We start from the raw sequence: 24,069 nt of genomic DNA, 5'->3' as shown, positions 1-24,069 counted from the left end.
TTTCAGAAGTCGGCCGCTGCGGGTGCGGGAGAGAAGGTCAGTGGTCGCGGGTGAGCAGCTGCCCCTTCGGGGCCGTGAACTCGCCGTCCGCGACGATGCGTTCGCCGCGCAGCCAGGTGGACTTCACCACGCCGTACAGGGTCTTGCCCGCATACGCCGTCACGCGGTTGCGGTGCTGGAGGGCGGCCGGGTCCACGGTGAACGTCTGGTCGGGCGCGAGGACGGCGAAGTCGGCGTCGCGGCCCGCCGCGATGGCACCCTTGCGGTCGTCGAGGCCCACCAGCTCGGCCGTCCGCGCGGACATCCAGCGGACCACGTCCTCCAGGCCGTGCCCGCGCCTGCGCGCCTCGGTCCACACCGCGGCCAGGCTGAGCTGCAGGCCCGAGATGCCGCCCCAGGCCGTCGCGAAGTCGTCGGTCTTGAGGTCGGCCGTGGACGGCGAGTGGTCGGTCACCACGCAGTCGATCGTGCCGTCGGCCAGCGCCTGCCAGAGCAGGTCCTGGTTGGCGGACTCGCGGATCGGCGGGCAGCACTTGAACTCGCTGGCGCCGTCCGGGACTTCCTCGGCGGTCAGCGTCAGGTAGTGCGGGCAGGTCTCGACGGTGATCCGTACGCCTTCCCGCTTGGCCTCGGCGATCAGCGGCAGCGCGTCGCTCGACGAGAGGTGGAGTACGTGCACGCGCGCGTGGAGGCGCTTCGCCTGGGCGATCAGCTGGGCGATCGCCGTGTCCTCCGCGTCGCGCGGGCGCGAGGCCAGGAAGTCGGCGTACTTGGGGCCGCCCTGCTGCGGGGCGGCGTCGAGGTGGTGCGGGTCCTCGGCGTGCACGATCAGCAGGCCGCCGAAGGAGGCGATCTCGGCCAGGGACTGGGCGAGCTGGTCCTGGGACAGGTGCGGGAACTCGTCCACACCGGACGGGGACAGGAAGGCCTTGAAGCCGAAGACGCCGGCCTCGTGCAGCGGGCGCAGGTCCTTGACGTTGTCGGGCAGGGCGCCGCCCCAGAAGCCGACGTCGATGTGCGCCTTGTCGGCGGCCACGTCCTGCTTGGTGCGGAGGTGGTCGACCGTCGTGGTCGGCGGGAGGGAGTTGAGCGGCATGTCGACGAGGGTGGTGATGCCGCCGGCCGCCGCCGCGCGCGTGGCGGTCCAGAAGCCCTCCCACTCGGTGCGGCCGGGGTCGTTGACGTGCACGTGCGTGTCGACCAGGCCGGGCAGCAGGACGTCGTCGCCGAGGTCCTCCAGCTGGGCGCCGGACGGGACTTCGGTGTCGTACGGGAGGACGGCCGTGATCTTGCCGTCGGCGACCGCGACCGACGCGGCGCGCGTCCCCTCCGGAGTGATGACGCGCCTCGAGCGCAGCACCAGTTCAGCGTCGGACACCCGGACCCCTCTCTGCCGCCGTTTACTTCCGCGTAACGGAATTCAACTTTCTGTTGAAGGAGTCTTCACTCCCGTTCCCGAGCCGTCAAGGGCACACTTCTCCACAGTGCACCCGATGCGGACTCTCTGGACGTTTCCACAAAGCGGAAGTAGAATTCCACCAAGCAGAACGTAGTTATGTACAAGCAGGGAGTCAACCGACTGACGGGTAGGCTTCTGCCCTTCTCACCGGTCCCGAAAGGAACGCGCCGTGCCGACGTCCAGCGCCAGCACCACCGACTCCGCCAGGTCCAACAACAGTGGCGGCGTCCAGTCCCTCGAGCGCGCCTTCGACCTGCTCGAGCGGATGGCGGACGCGGGCGGTGAGGTCGGTCTGAGCGAGCTCTCCGCGAGCAGCGGGCTGCCGCTGCCCACCATCCACCGCCTCATGCGGACGCTCGTCGCGTGCGGCTATGTACGCCAGCAGACCAACCGCCGCTACGCCCTCGGCCCGCGCCTGATCCGCCTCGGCGAGTCGGCGTCCCGGCTGCTGGGCACCTGGGCCCGGCCCTACCTCGCCCGGCTGGTCGAGGAGACCGGCGAGACGGCGAACATGGCCCTGCTCGACGGCGACGAGATCGTCTACGTCGCCCAGGTGCCGTCCAAGCACTCGATGCGCATGTTCACCGAGGTCGGCCGGCGTGTGTTGCCGCACTCCACCGGCGTCGGCAAGGCGCTGCTCGCCTCCTTCCCGCCGGAGGAGGTGCGCACACTGCTGGCCCGTACCGGCATGCCCGCCGCCACGGAGAAGACGATCACCACGCCGGACGGCTTCCTCGCGGCCCTGGAGGACGTGCGGCGCAACGGCTACGCGGTCGACGACAACGAGCAGGAGGTCGGCGTCCGCTGCCTGGCCGTCTCGGTCCCCGACTCCCCCACCGCGGCCGCGATCTCGATCTCCGGCCCGGCGGGACGGGTCACCGAAGCGGCGACGGACAAGATCGTGCCGGTGCTCCAGCAGGTGGCCGGGGAGCTGTCGGAGGCGCTGGTCACCCAGAACCACGGGTGACGGCGATGGAGCGCTGGCCCGGGCGGTACACCGACCGGCACGGCTCCGAGGAGATCGTCTTCGAGTCGGACGGCCGGGAGTCGATCCGTACGACGATCAGGGGCGTCGCCTTCGAGGGCGACATGATGGACGACCTCGGCGCCCTGAGCGGGATGCCGCCCGAGCAGATGTTCTCCTTCCTCGACGGGGCACTGTGCTCCTGCCTCCTGGAGTGGGAGGTGCCGATGCCCGTGGAGATCGAGGGGCAGGGCGTGCGGGCGGCGGTGCTGCACTGCGCCCTGCGGCTCGGCGGCCCGGTGGGCCGGGGCCTGGACGAGCAGAGCCTGATCACCACTCTGCGCCTCGACGGGCGCGAGTACCGCAACGCGGACAGTCAGGACGACTTCGAGCAGGCGCTGCACGACATCCAGCGCAGACTGCCGCAAGGAGCACGGCTCAAGGCATGCGTCGCGTGCGCCTGGTCCGACTACAGCCCCGCCGGCACTCCGCTGATGGCGGGGCTGGCCTGCTTCCGTGACGCCAAAGACCTCTACCGGCAGTGCGACGGCAAGCGCGGCCCGCACGGCATCTTCGCGATCTGGCAGGAACGCACCGAGTTCGTACAGGAGACGTGGCTGTGCGAGCAGTTCGAGCACCGGACCTCGGACCGGGGCTACCGGGGGCCGTTTCCCTACCTCGGCCCGCTCCGGTGATCTAACCCCGCCCCCGCGGCGACTCCCCGAACAGATCCACGGCCTGCCGAACATCCGACAAGCCGCGGGACAGCGCGCTCACGGACCCGATCGCTCCCGCGATCAACAGCAACGACCTCCGCAGCCGCGGCATCTCCGGCACGCCGTGGATCGTCATCGCGGCCAGCGCGGCGAGTTCGTCCTCGGCGATCCCCCGGTCCGGGAACTCGGCCGGGTGCGCGGCGAGTTCGCGGCGCAGACGGGACACCGCCGTCCGCAGTTCCGCCACCCTCGGGTCCTCGTCGCTGCCCGTCACCAGCCTCTGTCCCAAGCTCCGCAACACAGCACTCCCCCTCGCACGCCGTTGTGCGCCAGCAGTCCCGCTTCCCCATCGAGCACCCCTGACAAAGGTCGCGCGCCGGGGGACGCGGGTCAGTAAACCCACCCGGCGCCCGATGCGCCACCGTACGGACGGAAATTCAGCCCTGGGGGACCGGGCGCTCGCGCGGGTGTCAGGTATGCAGGACGCATGACTGAGAAACAAGCACCGCCGGTCGCCGGACTGCTCCTCGCCGCCGGCGGTGGACGGCGGCTCGGCGGACGGCCCAAGGCACTGCTCCGGCATCGCGGCCGCCCCCTCGTCGAGTACGCCGTCGGCGTGCTGCGCGCGGCCGGCTGCGCCCGAGTGCACGTGGTGCTGGGCGCGCAGGCGGCCGCCGTACGGGAGCAGGCCGAACTCGGTGACTGCGTGCTGGTGGAGAACCCGGACTGGGCCGAGGGGATGGGCTCCTCCCTGCGCGCCGGGCTGAAGTCGCTCACGGGCACGGGGGCGCGGGCGGCGCTCGTCTCGCTCGTCGACCAGCCCGGTATCGGACCGGAGGCGGTGGCCCGGGTGCTCGCCGCGTACGAGGACGAGCGGTCACTCGTCTCGGCCGCGTACGACGGGGTACGCGGCCATCCCGTGCTCTTCGGCGCCGCCCACTGGGCGGGCATCGCGGCGACCGCGACCGGCGACCGGGGGGCACGCGCCTATCTGAAGGAGCGCGAGGCGGCGATCGGGCTGGTCGAGTGCGGGGACGTGGCCCGGCCGTACGACATCGACACGGAGGCCGATCTGAGCCACCTTGAGTGAGCGTGGTGGCACTGAGCGCCACCTTGCCTCGACTCAGAGAATCTCGATATCAACAAACCATTGAACTTCCACCATGAGGAAACTAGTATCCACTGTTCAGAAGCGCCCGACCCGTCCACGGGCGTTGTCAGCCGTATCCGGGAAGACTGGCACCCGGTGCCAAAGCTCTGCCAAAGCTCGACAGCTCGTCTTCGTAGCTCGCTGAAGGAAGTGACAGCTCATGTCCGCACCAGCGCCGTCCCCGCTGGCCATCGTCGACGCCGAGCCCCTGCCCCGGCAGGAGGAGGTCCTCACGGAGGCGGCCCTCGCCTTCGTGGCCGAGCTGCACCGCCGGTTCACGCCCCGGCGTGACGAACTCCTCGCCCGCCGTGCGGAGCGCCGCGCCGAGATCGCCCGCACCTCCACCCTCGGCTTCCTCCCGGAGACCGCCGCGATCCGCGCGGACCACTCCTGGCGGGTGGCCCCGTGCCCGCCCGCGCTGCAGGACCGCCGGGTCGAGATCACCGGTCCCACCGACCGCAAGATGACCATCAACGCCCTCAACTCGGGCGCGAAGGTCTGGCTCGCGGACTTCGAGGACGCCTCTGCGCCGACCTGGGAGAACGTGGTCCTCGGCCAGCTCAACCTGATCGACGCGTACACCCGGAACATCGACTTCACCGACCCGAAGTCCGGCAAGTCGTACGCCCTGCGCCCGAACGACGAGCTCGCGACCGTCGTCATGCGCCCGCGCGGCTGGCACCTGAACGAGCGTCACCTCCAGGTCGACGGGCAGCAGGTGCCCGGCGCCTTCGTCGACTTCGGCCTGTACTTCTTCCACAACGCCCAGCGCCTGCTCGACCTGGGCAAGGGCCCGTACTTCTACCTCCCGAAGACGGAGTCGCACCTGGAGGCCCGCCTCTGGAACGACGTCTTCGTCTTCGCGCAGGACTACGTCGGTATCCCGCAGGGCACCGTCCGCGCGACCGTCCTGATCGAGACGATCACGGCCGCGTACGAGATGGAGGAGATCCTCTACGAACTGCGCGACCACGCCTCCGGGTTGAACGCCGGCCGCTGGGACTACCTGTTCTCCATCGTCAAGAACTTCCGTGACGGCGGCGCCAAGTTCGTCCTGCCGGACCGCAACGCGGTCACGATGACGGCCCCGTTCATGCGGGCGTACACCGAACTCCTCGTCCGCACCTGCCACAAGCGCGGCGCGCACGCGATCGGCGGCATGGCGGCGTTCATCCCGTCCCGCCGGGACGCCGAGGTCAACAAGGTCGCCTTCGAGAAGGTCCGCGCCGACAAGGACCGCGAGGCCGGCGACGGTTTCGACGGCTCCTGGGTGGCCCACCCCGACCTCGTGCCGATCGCCATGGAGTCCTTCGACAAGGTCCTCGGCGACAAGCCCAACCAGAAGGACCGCCTCCGCGAGGACGTCCACGTCGAGGCCGCCGACCTCATCGCCATCGACTCCCTCGACGCCAAGCCGACGTACCCGGGCCTGGTCAACGCCGTCCAGGTCGGCATCCGCTACATCGAGGCCTGGTTGCGCGGCCTCGGCGCGGTCGCCATCTTCAACCTCATGGAGGACGCGGCCACCGCGGAGATCTCCCGCTCCCAGATCTGGCAGTGGATCAACGCGGGCGTCGAGTTCGAGAACGGCGAGAAGGCCACCCCGGAGCTGGCCCGCAAGGTCGCCGCCGAGGAACTGGCCAACATCCGCGCGGAGATCGGCGAGGAGGCCTTCGCGGCCGGCCACTGGCAGCAGGCCCACGACCTGCTCCTGGAGGTCTCCCTCGACGAGGACTACGCGGACTTCCTGACGCTGCCGGCGTACGAGCAGCTGAAGGGCTGAGGCCCCCAGAAGCTCACTTGTCCGAGTGGCCCAGGGACTTTCCCGGGGCCACTCGGTCGCGTACGGCCTGCTTGACCGCGGTAGGTTCCGGGAAGCCCTGGTCGCGGCGGTCCCAGACCACCTCGTCGCCCACGCGGACGACGAAGACGCCGCCCTTGCCCGGCTTCAGTGCGAGCTCCGTCAGCTCGGCCTCGAAGGTCGTCAGCAGCTCCTGGGCCAGCCAGGCGGCACGGGGCAGCCACCTGCACTGGGTGCAGTACTCGATCTCGACCCGCCGGGCGTCCGTCATAGGGGTGTCCGTCATCCGAGGTGTACCGACCAATCCTGTTCCGCCGCCGGCTTGCCGTGCAGGTCGGGGACCCGCTGGAGCCACTTCGGGCGGCCTGCCTGTGTACGCGCCGCGCGGAGGGCCTCCTCGGCGGCGAGTTCCTCCCGGGAGGGGAAGTCGGTGGGAAGCCAGGCCGGGGAGGCCTGTACGCGCGCGTGGAGGTAGGCGACGTAGGCGTCGCGTACCTCCCCGGGGCTCATGAAGCCCGGTTCGGCGCTCAGCCACGCGTCCGGGACCTCCGCCACGACCTCCCGCAGCAGTGCCTCGGTGACCTTCGGCGCCAGCTCGGCGTCGGCCGCGTGCACGTCGGGGGCGTAGTGGCCGAGGGCGTGGTGGCGGAAGTCGTACGCCTTCGCGGGGTCCGTGCCGTCCCAGCGGTGGTGGAAGACGAGCGCGGCGCCGTGGTCGATGAGCCACAGGCGCGGCGGGACGGTCCCCAGCGTGGGCCAGACCATCAGGTTGGAGCTGTGGACCGTACGGTCGACGTTGGCGGTCAGGGCGTCCAGCCAGACGACGCGGCCCGCCTCCAGCGGGTCGACGCTGAAGTGCTTCGCGACCTCGGGGGTGAAGTCCTTGGCGCCCGGCAGGTAGTCCATGCCGAGGTTGACCCCCGCGCTGGACGCGTGCAGGTCCCGCACCTCCTGATGCGGTTCGTGCTCCGCGATCGCGGGGTCGAAGTGGACGAGGACCAGCTCGGGGAAGCGCAGCCCCAGGGCGCGGGCCAGTTCGCCGACGATCACCTCGGCGACCAGCGCCTTGCGGCCCTGTGCGGAGCCGGTGAACTTCACGACGTACGTGCCCAGGTCGTCGGCCTCGACGACTCCGGGCACGGAGCCGCCGGACCGCAACGGGGTCACGTATCGAACAGCAGTCACGTCGCGCAGCACACCGGCCAGGGTAATTCAGATCATGTACGGGCCAGCGGGTTCGGCAACGGCAGGTAGCGGGCGTCGGCGCCGTCGGCGTTCGTCCAGCGCAGGAGCAGGTTCGTCTTGCCCGGCAGGGTGGGCGCGGTGAGCAGACCGGCGATCTCGGGGAGGTCGTGGCGGGCCAGTTCGCGGCGTACGGCGGGCCAGGGGTCCAGGGGCGGGTGGCGTTCGGCCAGCGCGCCGGCGACCTCCACGAGGTGGTTGACGACCAGGCAGTACACCAGCCGCTCCCAGCCGGCCGGCCGCGTCACGTCCGGCACCAGCTTCACGCCCTCGGCGTCCCGGAACAGGGCCTGCACCGGAGTGCCGTCCCCGTCCACGGCGATCAGCGTGTTCTGCAGATGCGCTTCGAGTACGACGCCGTGCTCGGCGAAGGCCGCGAGTGCAGGCGGTACGACCGCGCCCAGGTACGCCTCCCACCAGGCCGCCGGGTCCGCCGTACCGTCGAGCGGGCTGCCCTCGAAGCCCTCCACGAGGGCGGCGGCGAGCAGCGGGGTCGTGCCGGGCAGCAGACGGTCGTGGAAGCCGTCGCGGACGAGGACGGCGAGTTCCTCGAAGGCGAAGCCGGCGGTGCGGTAGCCGCGGTCGCTCAGCCAGGCCGCTCGGCCGGTGGCGAAGGCCGCCGTGGCCGCGGCGTCGGTGCGGCGCAGTTTCAGCAGGTCGTGGCGCCACAGCCGGCGGATGTCGTTCGTGATCCGCACGTCCAGGCTGAACTTCAGGAACAAGTCGGGCTCGGGGACGTACAGCGTGCGGATCGCGGCCGTGGGCCAGGCGTCGCAGGCGGTCGTGCCCAGCCGGATCAGCCGGCCGTCGGCGAAGGCCGGCGCGAGGTCGGCGAGGTCGAGCTGCCAGGGGTGGGCGGGCAGCAGCCGGTAGCCGGGCGGGGCCTCGCCGAGGGCGTCCAGGGCGGAGGTGTCGCCCTCCTCGACGACCGCGTCCTCGCGCAGGCCCAGCAGCGTCAGCGGGAAGCGGGCGTATGCCTCGGGGGCGTACGGCAGCCAGGCCGCGACCGGGCCGCCGCCGCGCGCCTTTGGCGCCGGGTGGTAAGGGTGGCCGGTGAGGAGGGACTGCTCGGAGCGCAGGTAGAGGTCGTCCGGCGGCACCGCACGCGCACGTGCCGTGAGCAGCGCGGCCACCGCGTCCCGGCTGTCGATCATCTCGGCGGGCAGCTCGTGGTTGGACGTCCCGGTGTGCCGGCGCAGCTCGTCGGCGACGAGTTTGACGAGTTCGGTGTGCCCGATGCGCTGCCACGCGCCGGCCGCGTGGACCTCGGGTTCGGCGGGCCGCCGCTCGCCGCGGACCCGCAGCAGTCGGCCGGAACCGGGCAACCGGTACTCCCGCCGCCGGCCGGACCCGCCGTGGGGACCGGACCCTTCGTGTGGTTCGGCCACCTCGCGCAGCAGGCAGTTGAGCAGGGGCGCGACCGCAAGGGCGTCGGCGCGTTCCGCGACGTCGGCTGCGGGGGGAGGGGTGAGGTGCACGCGATCCACTCGTTCTCTACGGTCCGTTCAGGCGGGGAGACGATCAGTATGTCTGTCGTCGGCGCCTGCCCCGACGCCCTACTCGTACCCGAGGAGCCCACCCGTGCACCGTCCCCCCAGCGCAGAGGCCGAGGTCGCCGCCGAACTGGCCGACGTACGCCCCGCACTCGCGCCGCGGTACGCGGCCGAACTCCCCGGGGCCCGGGCGGCCGTGCTGACCCGGCTGTGGCGCGCGCTCGCACACGAGCCCCTGCCCTGGGTCGACCGACGTGAGCCGGGCCGGGAGGGCCTCACCCTGCACCTCTCCGACGGCCGCCGGCTGCGCGGCCCGCACGCGGACCCGTACGCGACCGCCGCCTACGTCACCGCCGTACGGCTCGACGAGACGCCGTACGACGATCCGGCCCGGCTGCTGACCGGCCTCTCCGTAGCGCACGGCACGTCCTTCGCCGCCGAACTCGGCCACAGCGTCGCCTCGTTGGCGCTGTCACGGGCCGGACAGCAGGCCGGGCGGGACGCTCACTCGAAGGAGTGGCCCCTGCGCGACTGGGAGTGGGAGCAGCGGGTGGTCGACGGGCATCCGTTCCACCCCAACTGCCGTTCCCGGCCGGGCTTCTCGGTCGCCGAGCAACTGGCGTACGGGCCGGAGCACCGGCCGGTGGTCACGCTGGGGCTGGTGCCGGTGCGGGCGGACGAGTGTCTCGTGACGGGCGCGTGGCCGGAGGGGATGCGGGACGGGGAGCGGCTGCTGATCCCGGTGCACCCGTGGCAGGCCGAGCATGTGCTCAAGCGTGCCCGCGATCCTCACGACGGCGGAATCGCCGCACACCCCCTGATGTCCCTGCGCACGCTCGCGCTCCCCGGCGGACCGCACGTCAAGACCGCGCTGAGCGCCCGGCTGACGTCCTCGGTGCGGGACATCTCGGTGTACTCGATCGGTATGTCGGCCACCCTGTCCGACTTCGCGGAGACACTCGCGGCGCGGACGGACGGGCTGCTGCACATCACCCGCACCGTGGGGGCCGCCACCGCCCACTCGCCCGACCTGGCGGCGGTCGTGCGCGAGTCGCCGCAGGAGTACGCGGGGCCGGGCGAGCGGGTGGTACCGGTGGCCGCGCTCGCCACCACCGAGCTGCCCCGATCCCCCGCCTGGCTGGCCGGGTTCACGCGTCTCGCCCTCACCGTGGGCCTGCGGCTGCTGGAGCTGGGGGTCGCGCTGGAGGCGCACGGCCAGAACCTGCTGGTGGTGCTGTCCGCCGACGGCTCCCCGGTGCGCCTGGTCTACCGCGACCTCGCCGACATCCGCGTCAGTCCGGCCCGGCTCGCCCGGCACGGTATTCCGGTGCCGGAGCTGACCGGCCGGGTCGTCACGGACGACGTGCCGACGCTGCGCCGCAAGCTGTTCGGCTCGCTGGTGGCCGGGGCGCTGGCGGGTACGGCCGGTTCGGGGGCAGCGTTGCACGGGGCGCTGGCGGCGGTCGTACGGGATCTGCCGGGCACCGTGGATCTCGCGGCCCTGCGCGCCGAGCCGCTGCCCACGAAGGCGCTGACGCTGATGCGGCTGTCGCCGGGGACGCCCGGGGATCAGTGGGCCCAGCTGCCCAATCCGCTGCTCGGCGAGGTGTTCTGACCGCGCTTGTGACCGCGTTTTTGGAGCGTGACACCTCTGATCAATAAGATCCGCCGATGATCAGAACACAACGGCTGGCGGCCGGGGTCTGGGCCCTGCTCGCCGCGCTCGCGGCCGGGATCGCCTTCCCGGCCGGGGCGGTCGCCGACGAGACCACCGCCACCGCTCCGAAAGTCGATCTCGTGATCGACGTCAGCGGCTCGATGCGGGCGAAGGACATCGACGGCCGGTCCCGGATGGCCGCGGCGAAGCAGGCCTTCAACGAGGTGCTGGACGCGACGCCCGAGGAGGTCCAGCTCGGCATCCGCACGCTGGGCGCCAACTACCCGGGCGACGACCGCAGGACGGGCTGCAAGGACACCGCGCAGCTCTACCCGGTCGGCCCGCTGGACCGCACCGAGGCCAAGACGGCGGTGGCGACCCTCACGCCCACCGGCTGGACGCCGATCGGCCCCGCGCTGCTCAAGGCGGCCGACGACCTCGACGGCGGCGAGGGCTCCAAGCGCATCGTGCTGATCAGCGACGGCGAGGACACCTGCGCCCCGCTCGACCCGTGCGAGGTGGCCCGGGAGATAGCCGCCAAGGGCATCGGGCTGACCATCGACACGCTCGGCCTGGTCCCGAACATCAAGATGCGGCAGCAGCTGAGCTGCATCGCCGAGGCGACGGGCGGCACCTTCACCTCGGTCGAGCACACCGACGAACTCGCCGACAAGGTCAACCAGTTGGTGGACCGGGCGGCCGATCCGGTGGTGACGCCGGTCGCGACGACGGGTGCGGAGCAGTGCGCCAAGGCGCCCACGCTGAAGTCCGGCCTGTACACCGACCGCGAGGAGTTCGGGCAGCAGCGCTGGTACCGCGTGGACGTCGAGCCCGGACAGGAGCTGCGCGCCTCGGTGAGCGTGTCGGCGGACCGGACCGTGAACCCGTCGTACGGCGTGCTACTGCGGGCGGTGACGGTCCACGGCCGGGAGATCGTGCGCGGTGAGGCCGCGGGCAACGGCCGTACGGATGTGGTGTCGACCGGTCTGCGCTACCCGAAGGCGGAGAGCGACGACGAGAACGACGACACCGCGGCCACCGCGACCGCCGAGGCCGTCTGCCTGCAGGTCACCCACTCCTTCTCGGCGGGCTCCGGCGTGAAGTCCACGCCCGGTCTGCCGCTGGAGCTGACCGTCGACGTCGTGGACGGTCCGTCGGCGTCGAGCGACGTGGCCTCCTTCGGGCTCGGGCGCGGCTGGTGGCTGCTGGGCGCGCTGATTCTCACCGGCTTCCTCGCCGGTCTCGTCTGGGGCTGGCTGTCACGCTGGCGGGTCGCGGTCTGGAGGACCAACTGATGCGGATCACACGTGTGGTGAGCGCCGCCCTGCTGACGCTGGGGCTGGCGGCGGGTCCGGCGGTCGCCGACTCCTCGCCGTCGCCGAGTGCGTCGGAGGACGGCGGCGCGCCGACCGAGGCGGGCACCTCCTTCCGTACGGCGACCGAGATCGAGCAGGGTCAGACGGCCACGGCGGGCGCCTCCACGGGTGACTACCTGTACTGGTCGTTCCCCGCGGACGCCGGACAGCGCCCCACCGTCAAGGCGACGGTGAAGCTGCCGGACACGCACGCCGCCGAGACCTGGCAGATCGACGTGTACGACGGCCTGCGGCGCCGCCAGTCCTGCCAGTACGGGGCACAGACGCGCACCGCCGCGGCGGGTGCCGCGTCCGTGGAGCTGGCCTGCGTCCTGCGGACCGTCCGCGCCTGGTCCGAGCCGTGGGCCGACGATCCGCTGCCGGGCACGTACTACATCCGGCTGACGGTCGTGGACCTGCCCACCTCCGACCTCGGCCTGCCGGTCGACGCCGAGGTCCGGGCCGACTCCGAGGACATCGGCGGGGCGGCGGCGGTGGACGGGACGCTGGCTCACCCGCTGGTGCCGGGGGCCGGCGCCATCTCCCAGAGCGGCGAGGACCAGTACACCAAGGACGCACTGCTCGCGAGCCTCGAACCCAGCGGCGGCTGGGCGTCCGGCTGGTGGTCCGACCGATGGGTGTGGACGGCGCTCGGAGGCGTGCTGGCCGCGCTCGCGGGTGTCGGCGGATACGCGCTGACCCGCGGGTCGGGGCGGCCGTCGCGGGTGCCGCCGGGAGCCTGACGGTTCATCAGGAGGGCCCGCTGCCACCGGCAGCGGGCCCTTGTCGTCATCCCTCCCGCAGAACCTTGGCGAGAGTTCCGTCACCGGTCACCTCGATACGGCCGTCCCGTACCGCGTCGGTCACGCTCAACTCTCCCCGCGCGACCGCCTCACACGTCCCGGAGTCCAGCACCAGCCGCGCATCCGGCTCCCCGGGAGCGGGCCCGTCCCCGTAGACCGGCCCGTCCTCGGCGCCGACGTACAGATGGAAGTCGCCCTCCTCCAGCCGGACTTCGACCAGCCCCTCCCCCACCCCTCCTCCCCGTAGGGATCGCAGCAGAGGCAGCGCGAACCAGTGCGCGCGCACGGCGTCGGTGGGCCGCCGCTCGCCGAGCTCGGCCTGCCCCCACTCCCCCAACGCCTGGAGCACCGGGAGCAACTCGCGTCCGCGCGGGGTGAGTTCGTACACGTATGCCGCTCCGGGCGGCGGCAGCCGGCGCCGCGTGCTGATGCCGTCCCGCTCCATGTCCTTCAGCCGGGAGGCGAGTACGTCCGTGCTGACACCCGGCAGATCGGCGTGCAGGTCGGTGTAGCGCCGCGGCCCGGCCAGCAGCTCCCGGACGATCAGCAGGGTCCAGCGGTCGCCGACGACGTCGAGCGCCCGGGCGGCGGAACAGTACTGGTCGTAGCTTCGGCGAGGTGACATGCGACGCAGTGTAGACAAGTTGTTGGACTTTCCAAGCTGGAACTTGGTAAAACCAAGCAACACACGAAACCGGAGGGGCGAGCGCGCATGGAGTTCCGGCAGTCGAACAAGCTGAGCGAGGTCTGCTACGAGATCCGCGGCCCGGTGATCGAGCACGCCGACGCGCTGGAGAAGGCGGGCCACAGCGTGCTGCGCCTGAACACCGGCAATCCCGCGGTCTTCGGCTTCGAGGCGCCGGAGGAGATCCTCCAGGACATGATCCGGATGCTGCCCCAGGCCCACGGCTACACCGACTCGCGCGGCGTCCTCTCCGCCCGCCGGGCCGTGGCCCAGCGGTACCAGACCCTGGGCTTGGAGGTCGGCGTCGACGACGTCTTCCTGGGCAACGGCGTGTCCGAGCTGGTCTCCATGGCCGTACAGGCGCTGGTCGAGGACGGCGACGAAATCCTCATCCCCGCCCCGGACTTCCCGCTGTGGACGGCGGTGACGACCCTCGCCGGCGGCAAGGCGGTCCACTACCTCTGCGACGAGCAGGCCGACTGGTACCCGGACCTGGACGACATGGCGTCGAAGATCACGGACCGCACCAAGGCCGTGGTCATCATCAACCCCAACAACCCGACCGGCGCGGTCTACCCGAAGGAGATCGTCGAGGGCATCCTCGACCTCGCCCGCCGGCACGGCCTGATGGTCTTCGCCGACGAGATCTACGACCAGATCCTGTACGACGACGCCGTGCACCACTCGGCCGCGGCCCTCGCCCCCGATCTGGTGGTCCTCACCTTCTGCGGACTGTCGAAGACCTACCGGGTGGCGGGCTTCCGCTCCGGCTGGCTGGTGGTCACCGGCCCGCGGCAGCACGCGAAGGACTACCTGGAGGGCCTGACCATGCTGGCCTCCATGCGCCTGTGTGCCAACGCGCCCGCCCAGTACGCCATCCAGGCCGCGCTCGGCGGCCGCCAGTCGATCCGGGAGCTGACCGCGCCCGGCGGACGGTTGCGCGAGCAGCGGGACGTGGCCTGGGAGAAGCTCAACGAGATCCCCGGCGTCTCCTGCGTGAAGCCGAAGGGCGCGCTGTACGCGTTCCCGCGCCTCGACCCCAAGGTGCACAAGATCCACGACGACGAGAAGTTCGTCCTGGACCTGCTGCTGCGGGAGAAGATCCAGGTGGTCCAGGGCACGGGCTTCAACTGGCCGACACCTGACCATTTCCGGATCCTGACCCTGCCGTACGCGGAGGACCTGGAGGCGGCCATCGGGCGGATCGGGCGGTTCCTGAGCGGGTATCGGCAGTAGGCGTCGGGCCTGTGGATGTTCGCGGATTCGTAGTCGCGGAGAGTGGGGATGCCATAGGGTGCGGCCACTGATCGCTGGGATCGGGGGATGGTGGAGGCCCGGATGTTGTCGTCCCGCCGGCGTGCGTCGGGCACGCCACCTGCCTTACGCGGTCGTCTCGCGCTAGTGGTCCTGCTCCTGATCGTGGCGGGCAGCCCATGGGTGCAGCGGCCGATCTGGGATTTCTACATAGAGAAGTTCTATGTGGAGAACTCCGGCAGCGACACCCAGCGCTGGTTCGTCCAGGCGGCGTTCATGCCGGCCTGGGGGTACTCCCCCGACGACTTCGGCGGTGCCGGCTACCTGGCTGCGAACGATGCCCAGACCGTGCTGCTGTTCGCGGGCATCGTCCTCCTCGCATCCCGGTTGTCGGCCCGCCGGGTGCCGGGGTGGATCGGCTGCGTCGTGGCGGGTGTGCTCGCGTCGGAACTCGTCGTCCTGCTGCAGTGGACCATGCCCGGCGTCTTCATCCCGGACAGCGCGGACCTGGCGTTCGACAGCGAGCTGCTCAAGAACCTGACGCGCTCGGCCCTCATCTTCGGCCTGGCGGCCGGCGTGCTGCTCGCACTGCTGACCGCCCTGCCGACCGGATCGTACGCCGCCCAGTCCGGCGCCGTGGCGGCGTCGGCCCGCCGGAGGAAAGAAGGAGGGCTCGGCATGACGACCCCACAGGTGCGCATGCCGGTAGGGAGCGCCCCGGGTGACGTCACCCGGTATCTGTGCGCCGCGGCCTATGTGGACGAACGCTTCGCCGACCGGGTGGTGGAGGAGGTCCTGGCCGACGAGCCCAGTGCCGTGGCCCCTTCACCCGATGTCGACCTGGTGGCGGTGGTACGCCACTGCCTGACCGCACAGGACCTCCGTCACCACCGCGACCTGCGACTGGCGGGGGCGTTCGCCGTCGTGGCACTGCTCGCGCCGCTGTGGCTGGTGTACGTCCTGGTGCTGCTGTCGACCGTCCGAGGCGCCCGTGCCAAGCCGAGCCTGGCCACCCGCGGCCACCACGAGCCGAGCAGCAGGATGCTGGTGGGCAGCGCTGTCACGGCCGCGGTCATGGTGCTGCTCGGCTTCTACTTCGGCTTCCTCTTCTCGATACTGCCCGTGCCCGGTTTCGTCGCCTGGCTGCTCGGCGCCTACCTGGGCGGCGTACCGGCCGTCCTCGCGTCGCTCGGCGCGGTCGCGTTCGCCTACGTCACGGTCGTGCGCCACGACCTCGACACCGACCGGCTGCTGCGCACCACCATGACCCGCGAGACGTTCGCCCGGCAGCCCCGCCCCTCCGTACCCCCGCGCAAGTGGATGGCCGAGCGGCTCACGGCCATCAGGGAGGCGCAGGCCGGCAACGTCACCGTGTACAGCGGATACACCCCGTTCATCGGCTACTCGGAGACCAGCTCCAAGTGGTCGATCGCCGTGCCGCTGCTGCCCGCCGAGGACCCCGTCGGCAGGAGCGCGCGCCCCACCGAGCCGCAGGCCTTCACGGTCGCCGAACTCGTCGACCACCTCCGGGCACGGCTGCGCGCGGTCGCCGAGCGCAGCGGCACCGACGCGACGGCCGAGGCCGACGCGGACGCCCTGGGCTCCCTCGTCATCGAGGACCGGATCTTCGCGAGCGGCACGACCATCGGTGACGACGACCGGTTCATCAAGGCCCGCAGCATCACCCCGGCCGCACGGCTGTCGCCCGAAGAGGTCGAGCGGATCATGCTGCATCCGACCGGTACCGTCCGCCACTATCTGGCGCTGCACGTGCCGATGTGGGGCGGGGACGTGGTGCCGAGCGTGTTCCTGCACTTCTCGACCACGGGCAGAACCCTTCACCTGCACTGCGACAACCACGTGCTCGGCCCGGTGGCCGCGGACTACCACGTCGTGGACCGCCTGCGCGGCCCGCTCGGCCCCGACGCGAGACGCGGGCTGCTGCTGACCGCCCTCTCCCGCACCGGCGGGGCGTTCCTCGCCGCTCCGATGCGGGCGCTGCGCCACGCCCGCTTCGAGACACGGCACAACCGGCGCATGGTGGACGAGCTGACGGCCATGGAGCAGGACCCGGTCTTCGACTACGGCGCCCGGGTGAGCATCCGGGAGATGGCGCTGAGCCCCAACTACCACAACTACTTCCAGGTCGTGGACGCCGCGCGGATCACATCCCTGGTGGAACGCCACACCCTCGCCGCGATCCGCGAGTTCCTCGACGCGCACGGCTACGACATCACCGACTTCCGCAGCCAGCAGCAGACCATCCTCAACCAGGGCCTCATCCAGCAGGGCGGGATGAGCATCATCGGCAACCAGGCGATCGGCAAGGGGGCGACCGCCACGCAGAATGTCCCGCAGCAGCCCGGCCCGGCCGCGATGAGCGCCGCCGGTGGCTCCGACAAGTAGGGGGTCCTCCTCATGCGCAACAGCGACATGAGCAACGACGACGCACGACACGATCCTCCCGTGAACGAAGGGGTCATGATCAGCGGCGGCACCCACTACGTCGGCAACCAGGCCGTGGGGCGCGGCGCCCAGGCATTCTCCGGCTCGGTCTCCTTCCAGCAGCAGGAGAGCGAACGGACGGCCGAACTCCTCGCGCGCGTCGAGCAGTTGCTGGAGGAGCACCGCACCGAACTCGCCGATCCCGATGGCACCAGCCGGGAACTGCGCCGCCTGCGCGAGGAACTGGCCGAGCCGCAACCGGAGCCCGGCGTCCTGCGGCGCGCTCTGGACCGCCTCAACGAGTTCGTCCAGCCCGTGGCCCCGCTCGTCGTCGCGGTCGGACAACTCGCGCAGTCGGTACAGGGTCTCCCGGGGGTCTGAGGCCGCCCGTGGGGGCAGCCATGAACGGCCGTCCGGCCCAGTCCGCCCTGCGGCCCCGGGAACCGTGTGGCACGGTGCCGGGAGGCGAGCGGGAAGGGCGCGCACGTGGGTGATCTCCTTCTGGTCCGGCACGGCGAGACCGAGTGGTCGCGGACCGGTCGGCACACCGGATGGACGGACGTGCCGCTCACCGAGCACGGGCGCGAGGAGGCACGGCGGCTGGTGCCGCTGATCCGGTCGCATCGGATCGGTGCCGCGTTCGTCAGCCCGCTGCAGCGGGCGCGGGAGACCGCCGAGCTCATCGGACTGCACGACGTACGCGTCGACGCGGATCTGCGCGAGTGGGACTACGGCGGATACGAAGGGGTCACCACCGTCGAGATCCAGCGCCGCCGGCCGGGATGGTTCCTGTTCACGGACGGCGTCGCGCCCGGGCCGCCCGACCGTCCCGGCGAGAGCGCGGAGCAGGTCGGGGAACGCGCCGACCGGATGCTGGGGAAGGTGGACGCGGCGCTCGCCAACACCGAGGGGTGCGTGGTGCTCGTGGCGCACGGGCACTTCCTGCGGGTCCTCACGGCCCGGCGACTCGGGCTGCCGGCGGCGGACGGGGCGCTGTTCCAGCTGGCGACGGGGGCGGTGGGCCGGCTGGGCACGGAGCACGGGCGGCCCGTGATCGCCGGGTGGAATGTCAGACCCGGGTCGTAGCCTTCCAGCAGATGGGGACGGTGCTCGGTCAGGATGGGGCCGGCCGGTGCCTCGGCCGACGTGGGCCGGTGCCTCGGCCGGCGGGGGCGGGCGCCTTGCCGAGCATCGTGCCGGCGCCTTGGCCACCACGGTGCCCGTGCCTTGGGTCGGCATGGGGCCGGTGCCTCGGCCAACATGGGGCCGGTGCCGACGAGGCCGGTCCTCCGCGCCCGGGAAGGAGCACGCCGTGACAAGACCACCGACCGCGGCCCAGCGGCGTGTCATCGACGCCGCCGATCCCGTCACCGGGCGGCTCAGGGGTACGGAAGCGCAGCTGGCGGCGCTGGTGAAGCGGGGGTTGGCCTTCCGGCATCCACGGCCGCCGCACGATCACTTTCTGACGCCGGCGGGGCACCGGATACGGGAGGCCGAGTCGGCGGCGCCTCCGGAACCCGCGGCTTCCGCGGCCGGTGGTGTGTTCGCCGCGCGGATCGGCGGTGAGGAGGAGGCGCCGAAGGCGGGCCCGGCCCGCGTCCGCGAGGTGCACAGCGCCTGGCAGGGTCTGCTGGAGCTGCGCCGGATGACCAATCCGGACGGGGCCATGGACCGGCCGTGCGGATGGGAGCGTACGCACCTGGTGCAGGCCGCCGCGCTCGCCCTGGAGGCAGCCGGGCACCGTCCGGCCGGGCCGGAGACGGAGGCCGGCGGGTACCGGGTGCGGGCGACGCCACAGCCGGAGGCGGTCGCCGTGTACGAACCCGACACCGATGCCCTGCACGCCTGCGCGGGGACCTTGGAGAAGGCCGGCTGGCAGGTCGGAGAGCACACCGAGCCCCGAACAAGAGCGCGTTATCTCCTGGCATCACCGCGACGGATGTAGGGGGCACATGTCAGGATCGGAACGACCAGGAAGCGTGGCACGCGAAGGGAAAGTCGTGACCGAGCCGTTTTCCGTTCCGGTGACCGTCCGTGGATACGAGACGGATGTGCAGGGGCACCTCAACCAGGCCGTGTACCTCAACTACGCGGAGCACGCCCGCTGGTCCCTGCTCCAGGCCGCCGGTATCAGCCAGGCCGGCCTGATCAGCAGAGGCGTGGGCCCGGTGGCCCTGGAGACGACGATCCGGTACAAGCGGGAACTGCTCGCGGGCGACGAGGTGGAGGTGACGTGCTCCTTCGACTGGGGCAGCGGGAGGACGTTCCGCATCGAGCAGACGATCCGCAAGACGGACGGCACGGTGGCGGCCGAGGTCACCGGAGTCGGCGGCCTGCTGAACCTCAAGGAGCGCAAACTGGTCGCCGATCCGCAGGAGTACTTCAAGGAACTCGCCTCGGATCCCTCCCTGTTCGGCCTGTAGAGCGACAGGACTGAGCACAACCATTCGGATGCTCCATGGGTCACACCATGCAGGAGCAACCACCCGCAATGGTTACCAGGGGGAAATATGCGATACGCGCGTTCTGTCCTGTCCGCCGCCGCGTTAGCGGCTCTGACGGTGGGGAGCACGGCCGCTCTGACGGCGCCCGCCTCCGCCGCGCCCAACACCACACCGCAGAAGGTCTGCGGCAGCGCCTACAAGACGGTGAACTCGGCGCCCGTCGGCTCGCTCGGCACCGTCTACCTGACGTACAACGCCTCCAACGGCAAGAACTGCGTGGCGACCATCCGCAACAACCCGGGCACCGCCCTGGAGATGTCCGCGTGGGTCTACGTCCCCGACACCGAGCAAGGGGACGACGACTGGGGGGTGTACACGTCGTACGCCGGACCGACCTACGTCTACGGCAAGGCCCACTGCGTCGACTGGGGCGGTCACATCAGCAATGTGTATGTGCAGGTGACGGGCTCCAACTGCGGCGCCCTCAAGGAACACCGGGTCACCTTCACCCGCTGACCCGGCACAGCGGTACAGGAGTACAGGTACAACGGCACAGCGCGCCCTGGCAGGACTCGCGGAGTTCTGCCAGGGCGCGCGTATTCTGTGCGGCGCGCAGCCGTGCGGGGGAGCTAGGCCGCGTCCCGCCAGATCGTCATGTCCAGTTGCAGGAAGGCCAGGTCCGGCACCGCGGTCGACTTCGTCTGGATCACGAGCAGGGCGATGTCCCCGGAGGAGTGCTTGACACAGATCTCGCTGCCGTTCGCCGCCGCGGCCAGCGGCCAGCGGTGACTGTCGGCACGGGCGAGGAAAAGACGGCACTCGTCGAGGGAAGTCCCCGACGCGCCCATCATCTGGACGAACACACTGCTGTCGCTGTCCAGTGCGCAGCCGGCGTCCTTGCAGTCGAAGCGGATGTCCCCCTTGCGGTCGTCGCGGTGGATCGGCTTCTTGAAGCTCAACGAGGTGTTCGCGTCCAGCATCTGGAGGGGGTGCGGTTCGGCTCGCGGCGTCGCGGGCACGGTCGGGGAGGGCCGCGACGTTTCCTGTGTCTCCCCACGGGCCCCCGACGCCGACCCGGATGCCGACGGCGATCCCGTTGACGTCTCCGACGCCGACGACCTTTCGGACACCTGCGGGCCCGGCGTCGATCGTGAGCCCGCAACCCAGTCGCGGAACCTGCCCCCCGCGTCCGCGACCGTCCATGCCAAGCCCGCCATCACCAGTGCCCCCGCCGTCAGGGACGCGGTCGTGATCAGCGCGTTGCGCCGTCTGCGCGCCCGCCGCCCGTCCGGCACCGTCGGCTGCGGCTGCGGCTGCGGCTGTGTGACGACAAACGGCCGCGTCTGCACCCGGGTGGGAGCCGGTACCGGGGCCACAACCGGGGATGGAACCGTCACCTCCGGCCCGATGAACTCCCGCCACACGCTCGGCCTCGCGCCCGCGTCGGCGTCCCGGCCCAGCCGCTGCCGACACCACTCGACGACCTCCGCCGGCGTGGCCCGCTCCTCGGGATCGGCGGCCAGGCAGCGGGCGATCAGCGGACGGAGCTGCTCGGGCAGACGGGACAGGTCGGGTTCGGAGTGCACGATCCGGTACAGCACGGTGGCCGAGGGGCCGTCGCCGTACAGCGGCTCGCCCAGCGCCGCGAACGCCGCGGTCTGGCCCAGCGCGAAGATGTCCGTCGCCGCCGTGACCTCACCCGCGGTCGCCTGCTCGGGAGCCATGAACTGGGGCGTGCCGACGGCGGCACCCGTGGCCGTGTGCGAAGTGGCGTCCGCAGCCAGCGAGATACCGAAGTCGATCACACGTGGCCCGTCTGCGGCCAGCAGCACGTTCGACGGCTTCAGGTCCCGGTGCACGATGCCCACCCCGTGAATGGCCTGCAACGCCTCGGCCACCCCCGCCACCAGCCACAGCACCGCGGGCACCGGCAGCGGTCCGCGTCGGGCCACCGCCTCCGCCAGGGAGGGCCCGGGCACGTACAGCGTGGCCAGCCAGGGCGGTACGCCGTCCGCGTCGGCGTCGAGCAGCTCCGCGGTGTAGGCGCCGCGCACCCGTCGGGCCGCCTCCACCTCACGGCGGAACCGGCGCCGGAAGTCCGGGTCATCGGCCAGCTCCGGCCGTACCACCTTGATCGCCACCGGTCGGCCGCCCTGGGTGTGCGACAGGTAGACCCGGCCCATGCCACCGGCGCCGAGCCGGGCGGCGAGGCGGTATCCGGCCACGGCAGGAGGGTCGTCCGCCCGCAGTGGCTGGAACACCTCGGTGGCATTGTTCATCGGCCCGCTTCCCCCTCATCCCCTGAATTCCCGGTCAACTCTGAGTTGACCGAGGCAGAAGCCTAAGCGGAATTCGGGTGCGGAAAGCCCCGGACACCTGGGATGCTCCCCCTCCATGGCCGCACGACGCATCAGACCCAGCCTCTACATCTCCGTCGACATCGAGGCCGACGGCCCGATTCCGGGCCCTTACTCCATGCTCAGCCTCGGCGCTGCGGTCTCCGGAGTGCAGGACGCGGGCGGGTTCACGGCGGCCGATCCGGAGAAGCACACCTTCTACCGTGAACTGCGCCCCGTCAGCGAGGAGTTCGTCCCCGAGGCGCTGGCCGTGAGCGGGCTCGACCGCGAGCGCCTCGCCAGGGAAGGCCTCGACCCTGCCCTGGCGATGGCGCAGTTCAGCCGCTGCGTACGCGAGGTCAGCGGCGACGCCCAGCCGGTGATGTGCGGCTACCCGGCGTCGTACGACTGGACGTTCCTGTACTGGTACTTGATCCGCTTCACCGGAGCGAGCCCTTTCGGGCACTCGGGCTGCCTGGACATGAAGACGATGTACGCCACCAAGGCCGGGCTGCCGCTGCGGGCGGTGGCCAAGGGCATTATGCCCCGTGAGCTGCTGTCGAGGCGCCGTCACACGCACCATGCGCTGGACGACGCCGTCGAGCAGGCCGAGCTGTTCGCCAACCTCATGGAGTGGCAGGGGCCCGGCTCGCCGTCCCGGTGATCTCCTCCCCCGCCTCCATCGGGTGGGTCACGTCCTGGGCGTCACGTCCTTTGCCGAGGTGGTTGAAGACCAGGTTCAGCGCCACCGCCGCCACACAGCCCGTCGAGATACCCGAGTCGAGCACGATCCTCGCCGTCTCCGGGAAGGCGTGGTAGAACTCCGGCGCCGTGATCGGGACGATGCCGACGGCCAGCGACACGGCGACGATCAGGACGTTGTTGTCCTTGTCGAGGCCGGCCCGGACGAGGGTCTGGATACCGCTCGCGGCGACCGAACCGAAGAGGACCACGCCGGCGCCGCCCAGCACCGGGCGCGGCACGACCGCGATGAGCGAGGCGGCCATCGGGCACAGGCCCATCAGCACCAGGAAGCCGCCGCCCACGGCGACGACGTACCGGCTGCGGATCTTCGTCATCGCCACCAGGCCGATGTTCTGCGCGAAGGCGCTGCACATGAAGCCGTTGAAGAGGGGGCTGATCGCCGAGCCGAGGGTGTCGGCGCGCAGGCCTGCCGCGATGGTCTTCTCGTCGGCGGGGCGCTCGACGATCTCGCCCAACGCCAGCATGTCGGCGGTCGATTCGGTCATCGACACCACCATCACCACGCACAGCGAGATGATCGCGGCGAGCTGGAACTGCGGGGCACCGAAGTGGAACGGGGTCGGGAAGCCGATGACGTCGGCGTCCGCCACCGGGCCGAAGTCCGTGACGCCGAACGGGATCGCGATCAGCGTGCCGACGACCAGGCCGAGCAGGACGGCGATCTGCTTGACGAAGCCCCGGGTGAAGCGGCGCAGGAGCAGGACGATGAGGAGGGTCCCGGCGGCCAGGCCCAGGTTCGTCCCCGAGCCGTAGTCGTTCGCGGCCGGGTTGGGCCCTTGTGCCCAGTTGAAGGCGACCGGCAGCAGAGAGATGCCGATCAACGTGATGACCGTACCCGTCACCACCGGTGGGAAGAAACGCACCGCCTTGCTGAAGAAGGGGGCGGCGAGGAAGCCCAGCAGACCGGCGACGATGACCGCGCCGAAGATGATCGGCAGCGCGTCGGACTTGTCCTCGGTGGAGGCGACGACCGCGGTCATGGGGGCGACGCCGGCGAAGGTGACGCCGTTGACGAAGGGCAGCCGGGCGCCGATCTTCCAGATGCCGAGGGTTTGGAGGAAGGTCGCGAGGCCCGCGGTGAAGAGACAGGCTCCGGTGAGGAAGGTCAGGTCGGTGGCGGTCAGGCCTATGGCCGCGCCGACGATCAGGGGTGGGGCGACGACTCCTGCGTACATGGCGGCCACGTGCTGCAGGCCGGTGGTCGCCATTTTCAGGGCGGGGAGTTTTTCGTCGACGGGGTGAATCCCTTGGTCGGGATGGGTCTCGTCGACTGTACGGGCGGTGGGCACGGCGGCTCCTCCGGTCGGCTAACACGTCGGCTCTGACGTGGGTTCATGGAGGTGGTGCGAGTGGTCGTGCGGGACCGGGGACGGGCCCGTTCTGGGGGAAACGGTGACCGTTCCGGGGCACGTGCGTCGGGCACGTGCCCCGGAGACGGCCGCCGTGGACCCCGCTCGGGTCCACGGCCACCGGCGGGAGCCGTCCCTCCCGGCCGGAGAT

At 71.3% G+C, this 24,069-nt stretch carries 23 protein-coding genes; 15 read left to right on the top strand and 8 right to left on the bottom strand.

The genetic code is table 11. The annotated features are described in order from the left end of the window. Positions 1 to 37: 37 nt before the first annotated feature. Positions 38 to 1,378 (bottom strand): allantoinase AllB, encoded by a 1,341-nt coding sequence (gene allB / locus ACQEV2_RS34250; protein WP_433050396.1) that lies wholly within the window; start codon positions 1,376 to 1,378, stop codon positions 38 to 40. Between the two features lie 250 nt (positions 1,379 to 1,628). Between allB and ACQEV2_RS34245 the strand changes: the two genes are divergently transcribed. Both ACQEV2_RS34245 and ACQEV2_RS34240 read left to right on the top strand, forming a co-directional pair. Beyond that, positions 1,629 to 2,426 carry an IclR family transcriptional regulator gene (locus ACQEV2_RS34245; RefSeq protein WP_433050393.1) on the top strand — a complete coding sequence of 266 codons (798 nt, stop codon included), beginning with the start codon at positions 1,629 to 1,631 and terminating at the stop codon, positions 2,424 to 2,426. A gap of 5 nt (positions 2,427 to 2,431) precedes the next feature. Beyond that, a complete protein-coding gene (locus tag ACQEV2_RS34240; protein ID WP_433050390.1) occupies positions 2,432 to 3,118 on the top strand; it encodes a DUF6304 family protein in 687 nt (228 codons plus the stop codon). 1 nt (position 3,119) lies between these two features. Here the strand turns inward: ACQEV2_RS34240 and ACQEV2_RS34235 are convergent, their stop codons facing one another. Further along, positions 3,120 to 3,440 carry a DUF5955 family protein gene (locus ACQEV2_RS34235; RefSeq protein ID WP_433050387.1) on the bottom strand — a complete coding sequence of 107 codons (321 nt, stop codon included), beginning with the start codon at positions 3,438 to 3,440 and terminating at the stop codon, positions 3,120 to 3,122. A gap of 186 nt (positions 3,441 to 3,626) precedes the next feature. On the opposite strand from ACQEV2_RS34235, the gene ACQEV2_RS34230 reads away from it, so the two are divergent. Continuing rightward, on the top strand, positions 3,627 to 4,229 hold the full coding sequence (locus ACQEV2_RS34230) for a nucleotidyltransferase family protein (RefSeq protein ID WP_433050384.1): 603 nt from the start codon (positions 3,627 to 3,629) through the stop codon (positions 4,227 to 4,229). 220 nt (positions 4,230 to 4,449) lie between these two features. Next, a complete protein-coding gene (aceB, locus tag ACQEV2_RS34225) occupies positions 4,450 to 6,072 on the top strand; it encodes a malate synthase A (RefSeq protein WP_433050381.1) in 1,623 nt (540 codons plus the stop codon). Positions 6,073 to 6,085: 13 nt separating this feature from the next. Here aceB and ACQEV2_RS34220 read toward each other — a convergent pair whose 3' ends face one another. The 3 genes from ACQEV2_RS34220 to ACQEV2_RS34210 are packed head-to-tail and all read right to left on the bottom strand — an operon-like array spanning position 6,086 to position 8,819. Next, positions 6,086 to 6,376: a SelT/SelW/SelH family protein gene (locus ACQEV2_RS34220; RefSeq protein WP_433050378.1), complete on the bottom strand. Its 291-nt coding sequence runs from the start codon at positions 6,374 to 6,376 to the stop codon at positions 6,086 to 6,088. Then, a complete protein-coding gene (locus tag ACQEV2_RS34215; RefSeq protein WP_433050375.1) occupies positions 6,373 to 7,287 on the bottom strand; it encodes a HipA family kinase in 915 nt (304 codons plus the stop codon). Before ACQEV2_RS34215 ends, ACQEV2_RS34220 begins: the two co-directional genes overlap by 4 nt. A gap of 20 nt (positions 7,288 to 7,307) precedes the next feature. Next, entirely contained in the window at positions 7,308 to 8,819 is a 1,512-nt protein-coding gene (locus ACQEV2_RS34210) for an IucA/IucC family protein (protein ID WP_433050372.1), read from the bottom strand. A 94-nt stretch (positions 8,820 to 8,913) separates the two neighbouring features. On the opposite strand from ACQEV2_RS34210, the gene ACQEV2_RS34205 reads away from it, so the two are divergent. Genes ACQEV2_RS34205 through ACQEV2_RS34195 form a run of 3 tightly spaced genes read left to right on the top strand, consistent with a single transcriptional unit; the run spans position 8,914 to position 12,580 of the window. Continuing rightward, positions 8,914 to 10,440 (top strand): IucA/IucC family protein, encoded by a 1,527-nt coding sequence (locus ACQEV2_RS34205; protein ID WP_433050369.1) that lies wholly within the window; start codon positions 8,914 to 8,916, stop codon positions 10,438 to 10,440. Positions 10,441 to 10,496: 56 nt separating this feature from the next. Continuing rightward, positions 10,497 to 11,777: a VWA domain-containing protein gene (locus tag ACQEV2_RS34200; protein ID WP_433050366.1), complete on the top strand. Its 1,281-nt coding sequence runs from the start codon at positions 10,497 to 10,499 to the stop codon at positions 11,775 to 11,777. Continuing rightward, the gene (locus ACQEV2_RS34195; protein ID WP_433050363.1) at positions 11,777 to 12,580 is read left to right on the top strand and encodes a hypothetical protein; all 804 of its coding nucleotides are present in this window, start codon (positions 11,777 to 11,779) and stop codon (positions 12,578 to 12,580) included. The genes ACQEV2_RS34200 and ACQEV2_RS34195 overlap by 1 nt, the downstream gene beginning before the upstream one ends. A 46-nt stretch (positions 12,581 to 12,626) precedes the next feature. Here the strand turns inward: ACQEV2_RS34195 and ACQEV2_RS34190 are convergent, their stop codons facing one another. Further along, positions 12,627 to 13,265 carry a winged helix-turn-helix transcriptional regulator gene (locus ACQEV2_RS34190; RefSeq protein WP_433050360.1) on the bottom strand — a complete coding sequence of 213 codons (639 nt, stop codon included), beginning with the start codon at positions 13,263 to 13,265 and terminating at the stop codon, positions 12,627 to 12,629. 87 nt (positions 13,266 to 13,352) lie between these two features. On the opposite strand from ACQEV2_RS34190, the gene ACQEV2_RS34185 reads away from it, so the two are divergent. The 7 genes from ACQEV2_RS34185 (at position 13,353) to ACQEV2_RS34155 (ending at position 19,984) form a co-directional block, all read left to right on the top strand. Beyond that, on the top strand, positions 13,353 to 14,561 hold the full coding sequence (locus ACQEV2_RS34185; protein ID WP_433050357.1) for a pyridoxal phosphate-dependent aminotransferase: 1,209 nt from the start codon (positions 13,353 to 13,355) through the stop codon (positions 14,559 to 14,561). Positions 14,562 to 14,726: 165 nt separating this feature from the next. Further along, a complete protein-coding gene (locus tag ACQEV2_RS34180) occupies positions 14,727 to 16,985 on the top strand; it encodes a hypothetical protein (RefSeq protein WP_433050354.1) in 2,259 nt (752 codons plus the stop codon). 27 nt (positions 16,986 to 17,012) lie between these two features. Next, positions 17,013 to 17,405, top strand: coding sequence for a DUF5955 family protein (locus tag ACQEV2_RS34175; protein ID WP_433054989.1), 393 nt, complete (start codon positions 17,013 to 17,015; stop codon positions 17,403 to 17,405). A 105-nt stretch (positions 17,406 to 17,510) separates the two neighbouring features. Next, entirely contained in the window at positions 17,511 to 18,110 is a 600-nt protein-coding gene (locus ACQEV2_RS34170) for a histidine phosphatase family protein (protein ID WP_433050351.1), read from the top strand. 226 nt (positions 18,111 to 18,336) lie between these two features. After that, positions 18,337 to 18,969: a hypothetical protein gene (locus ACQEV2_RS34165; protein ID WP_433050348.1), complete on the top strand. Its 633-nt coding sequence runs from the start codon at positions 18,337 to 18,339 to the stop codon at positions 18,967 to 18,969. Positions 18,970 to 19,024: 55 nt separating this feature from the next. Further along, positions 19,025 to 19,447, top strand: coding sequence for an acyl-CoA thioesterase (locus tag ACQEV2_RS34160; protein ID WP_433050345.1), 423 nt, complete (start codon positions 19,025 to 19,027; stop codon positions 19,445 to 19,447). Positions 19,448 to 19,534: 87 nt separating this feature from the next. Continuing rightward, a complete protein-coding gene (locus ACQEV2_RS34155; RefSeq protein ID WP_433050342.1) occupies positions 19,535 to 19,984 on the top strand; it encodes a spore-associated protein in 450 nt (149 codons plus the stop codon). Positions 19,985 to 20,097: 113 nt separating this feature from the next. Here ACQEV2_RS34155 and ACQEV2_RS34150 read toward each other — a convergent pair whose 3' ends face one another. Next, positions 20,098 to 21,747 (bottom strand): serine/threonine-protein kinase, encoded by a 1,650-nt coding sequence (locus ACQEV2_RS34150; protein WP_433050339.1) that lies wholly within the window; start codon positions 21,745 to 21,747, stop codon positions 20,098 to 20,100. 115 nt (positions 21,748 to 21,862) lie between these two features. Here ACQEV2_RS34150 and ACQEV2_RS34145 point away from each other — a divergent pair, with 115 nt between their 5' ends. Further along, complete coding sequence (locus tag ACQEV2_RS34145; protein WP_433050336.1) at positions 21,863 to 22,468, top strand: 3'-5' exonuclease; 606 nt, start codon at positions 21,863 to 21,865, stop codon at positions 22,466 to 22,468. On the opposite strand, the gene ACQEV2_RS34140 is transcribed toward ACQEV2_RS34145, so the two are convergent. After that, positions 22,431 to 23,858 carry a nucleobase:cation symporter-2 family protein gene (locus ACQEV2_RS34140; protein WP_433050333.1) on the bottom strand — a complete coding sequence of 476 codons (1,428 nt, stop codon included), beginning with the start codon at positions 23,856 to 23,858 and terminating at the stop codon, positions 22,431 to 22,433. The two genes, ACQEV2_RS34145 and ACQEV2_RS34140, sit on opposite strands and share 38 nt — an antisense overlap. Positions 23,859 to 24,069: the final 211 nt, after the last annotated feature.

This window comes from Streptomyces sp. CA-251387, assembly GCF_050936625.1.
Taxonomy (GTDB): domain Bacteria; phylum Actinomycetota; class Actinomycetes; order Streptomycetales; family Streptomycetaceae; genus Streptomyces.
Note: the sequence above shows the minus strand (reverse complement) of the source record. Positions and strands in the feature narration are given on the sequence as shown.

Coding starts and splice junctions, on each gene's coding strand:
- ACQEV2_RS34240 (WP_433050390.1), top strand. CDS start 2,432: ATGGAGCGCTGGCCCGGGCGGTACACCGACCGGCACGGCTCCGAGGAG.
- ACQEV2_RS34230 (WP_433050384.1), top strand. CDS start 3,627: ATGACTGAGAAACAAGCACCGCCGGTCGCCGGACTGCTCCTCGCCGCC.
- aceB (WP_433050381.1), top strand. CDS start 4,450: ATGTCCGCACCAGCGCCGTCCCCGCTGGCCATCGTCGACGCCGAGCCC.
- ACQEV2_RS34220 (WP_433050378.1), bottom strand. CDS start 6,376: ATGACGGACACCCCTATGACGGACGCCCGGCGGGTCGAGATCGAGTAC.
- ACQEV2_RS34200 (WP_433050366.1), top strand. CDS start 10,497: ATGATCAGAACACAACGGCTGGCGGCCGGGGTCTGGGCCCTGCTCGCC.
- ACQEV2_RS34195 (WP_433050363.1), top strand. CDS start 11,777: ATGCGGATCACACGTGTGGTGAGCGCCGCCCTGCTGACGCTGGGGCTG.
- ACQEV2_RS34190 (WP_433050360.1), bottom strand. CDS start 13,265: ATGTCACCTCGCCGAAGCTACGACCAGTACTGTTCCGCCGCCCGGGCG.
- ACQEV2_RS34185 (WP_433050357.1), top strand. CDS start 13,353: ATGGAGTTCCGGCAGTCGAACAAGCTGAGCGAGGTCTGCTACGAGATC.
- ACQEV2_RS34175 (WP_433054989.1), top strand. CDS start 17,013: ATGAGCAACGACGACGCACGACACGATCCTCCCGTGAACGAAGGGGTC.
- ACQEV2_RS34155 (WP_433050342.1), top strand. CDS start 19,535: ATGCGATACGCGCGTTCTGTCCTGTCCGCCGCCGCGTTAGCGGCTCTG.
- ACQEV2_RS34150 (WP_433050339.1), bottom strand. CDS start 21,747: ATGAACAATGCCACCGAGGTGTTCCAGCCACTGCGGGCGGACGACCCT.
- ACQEV2_RS34145 (WP_433050336.1), top strand. CDS start 21,863: ATGGCCGCACGACGCATCAGACCCAGCCTCTACATCTCCGTCGACATC.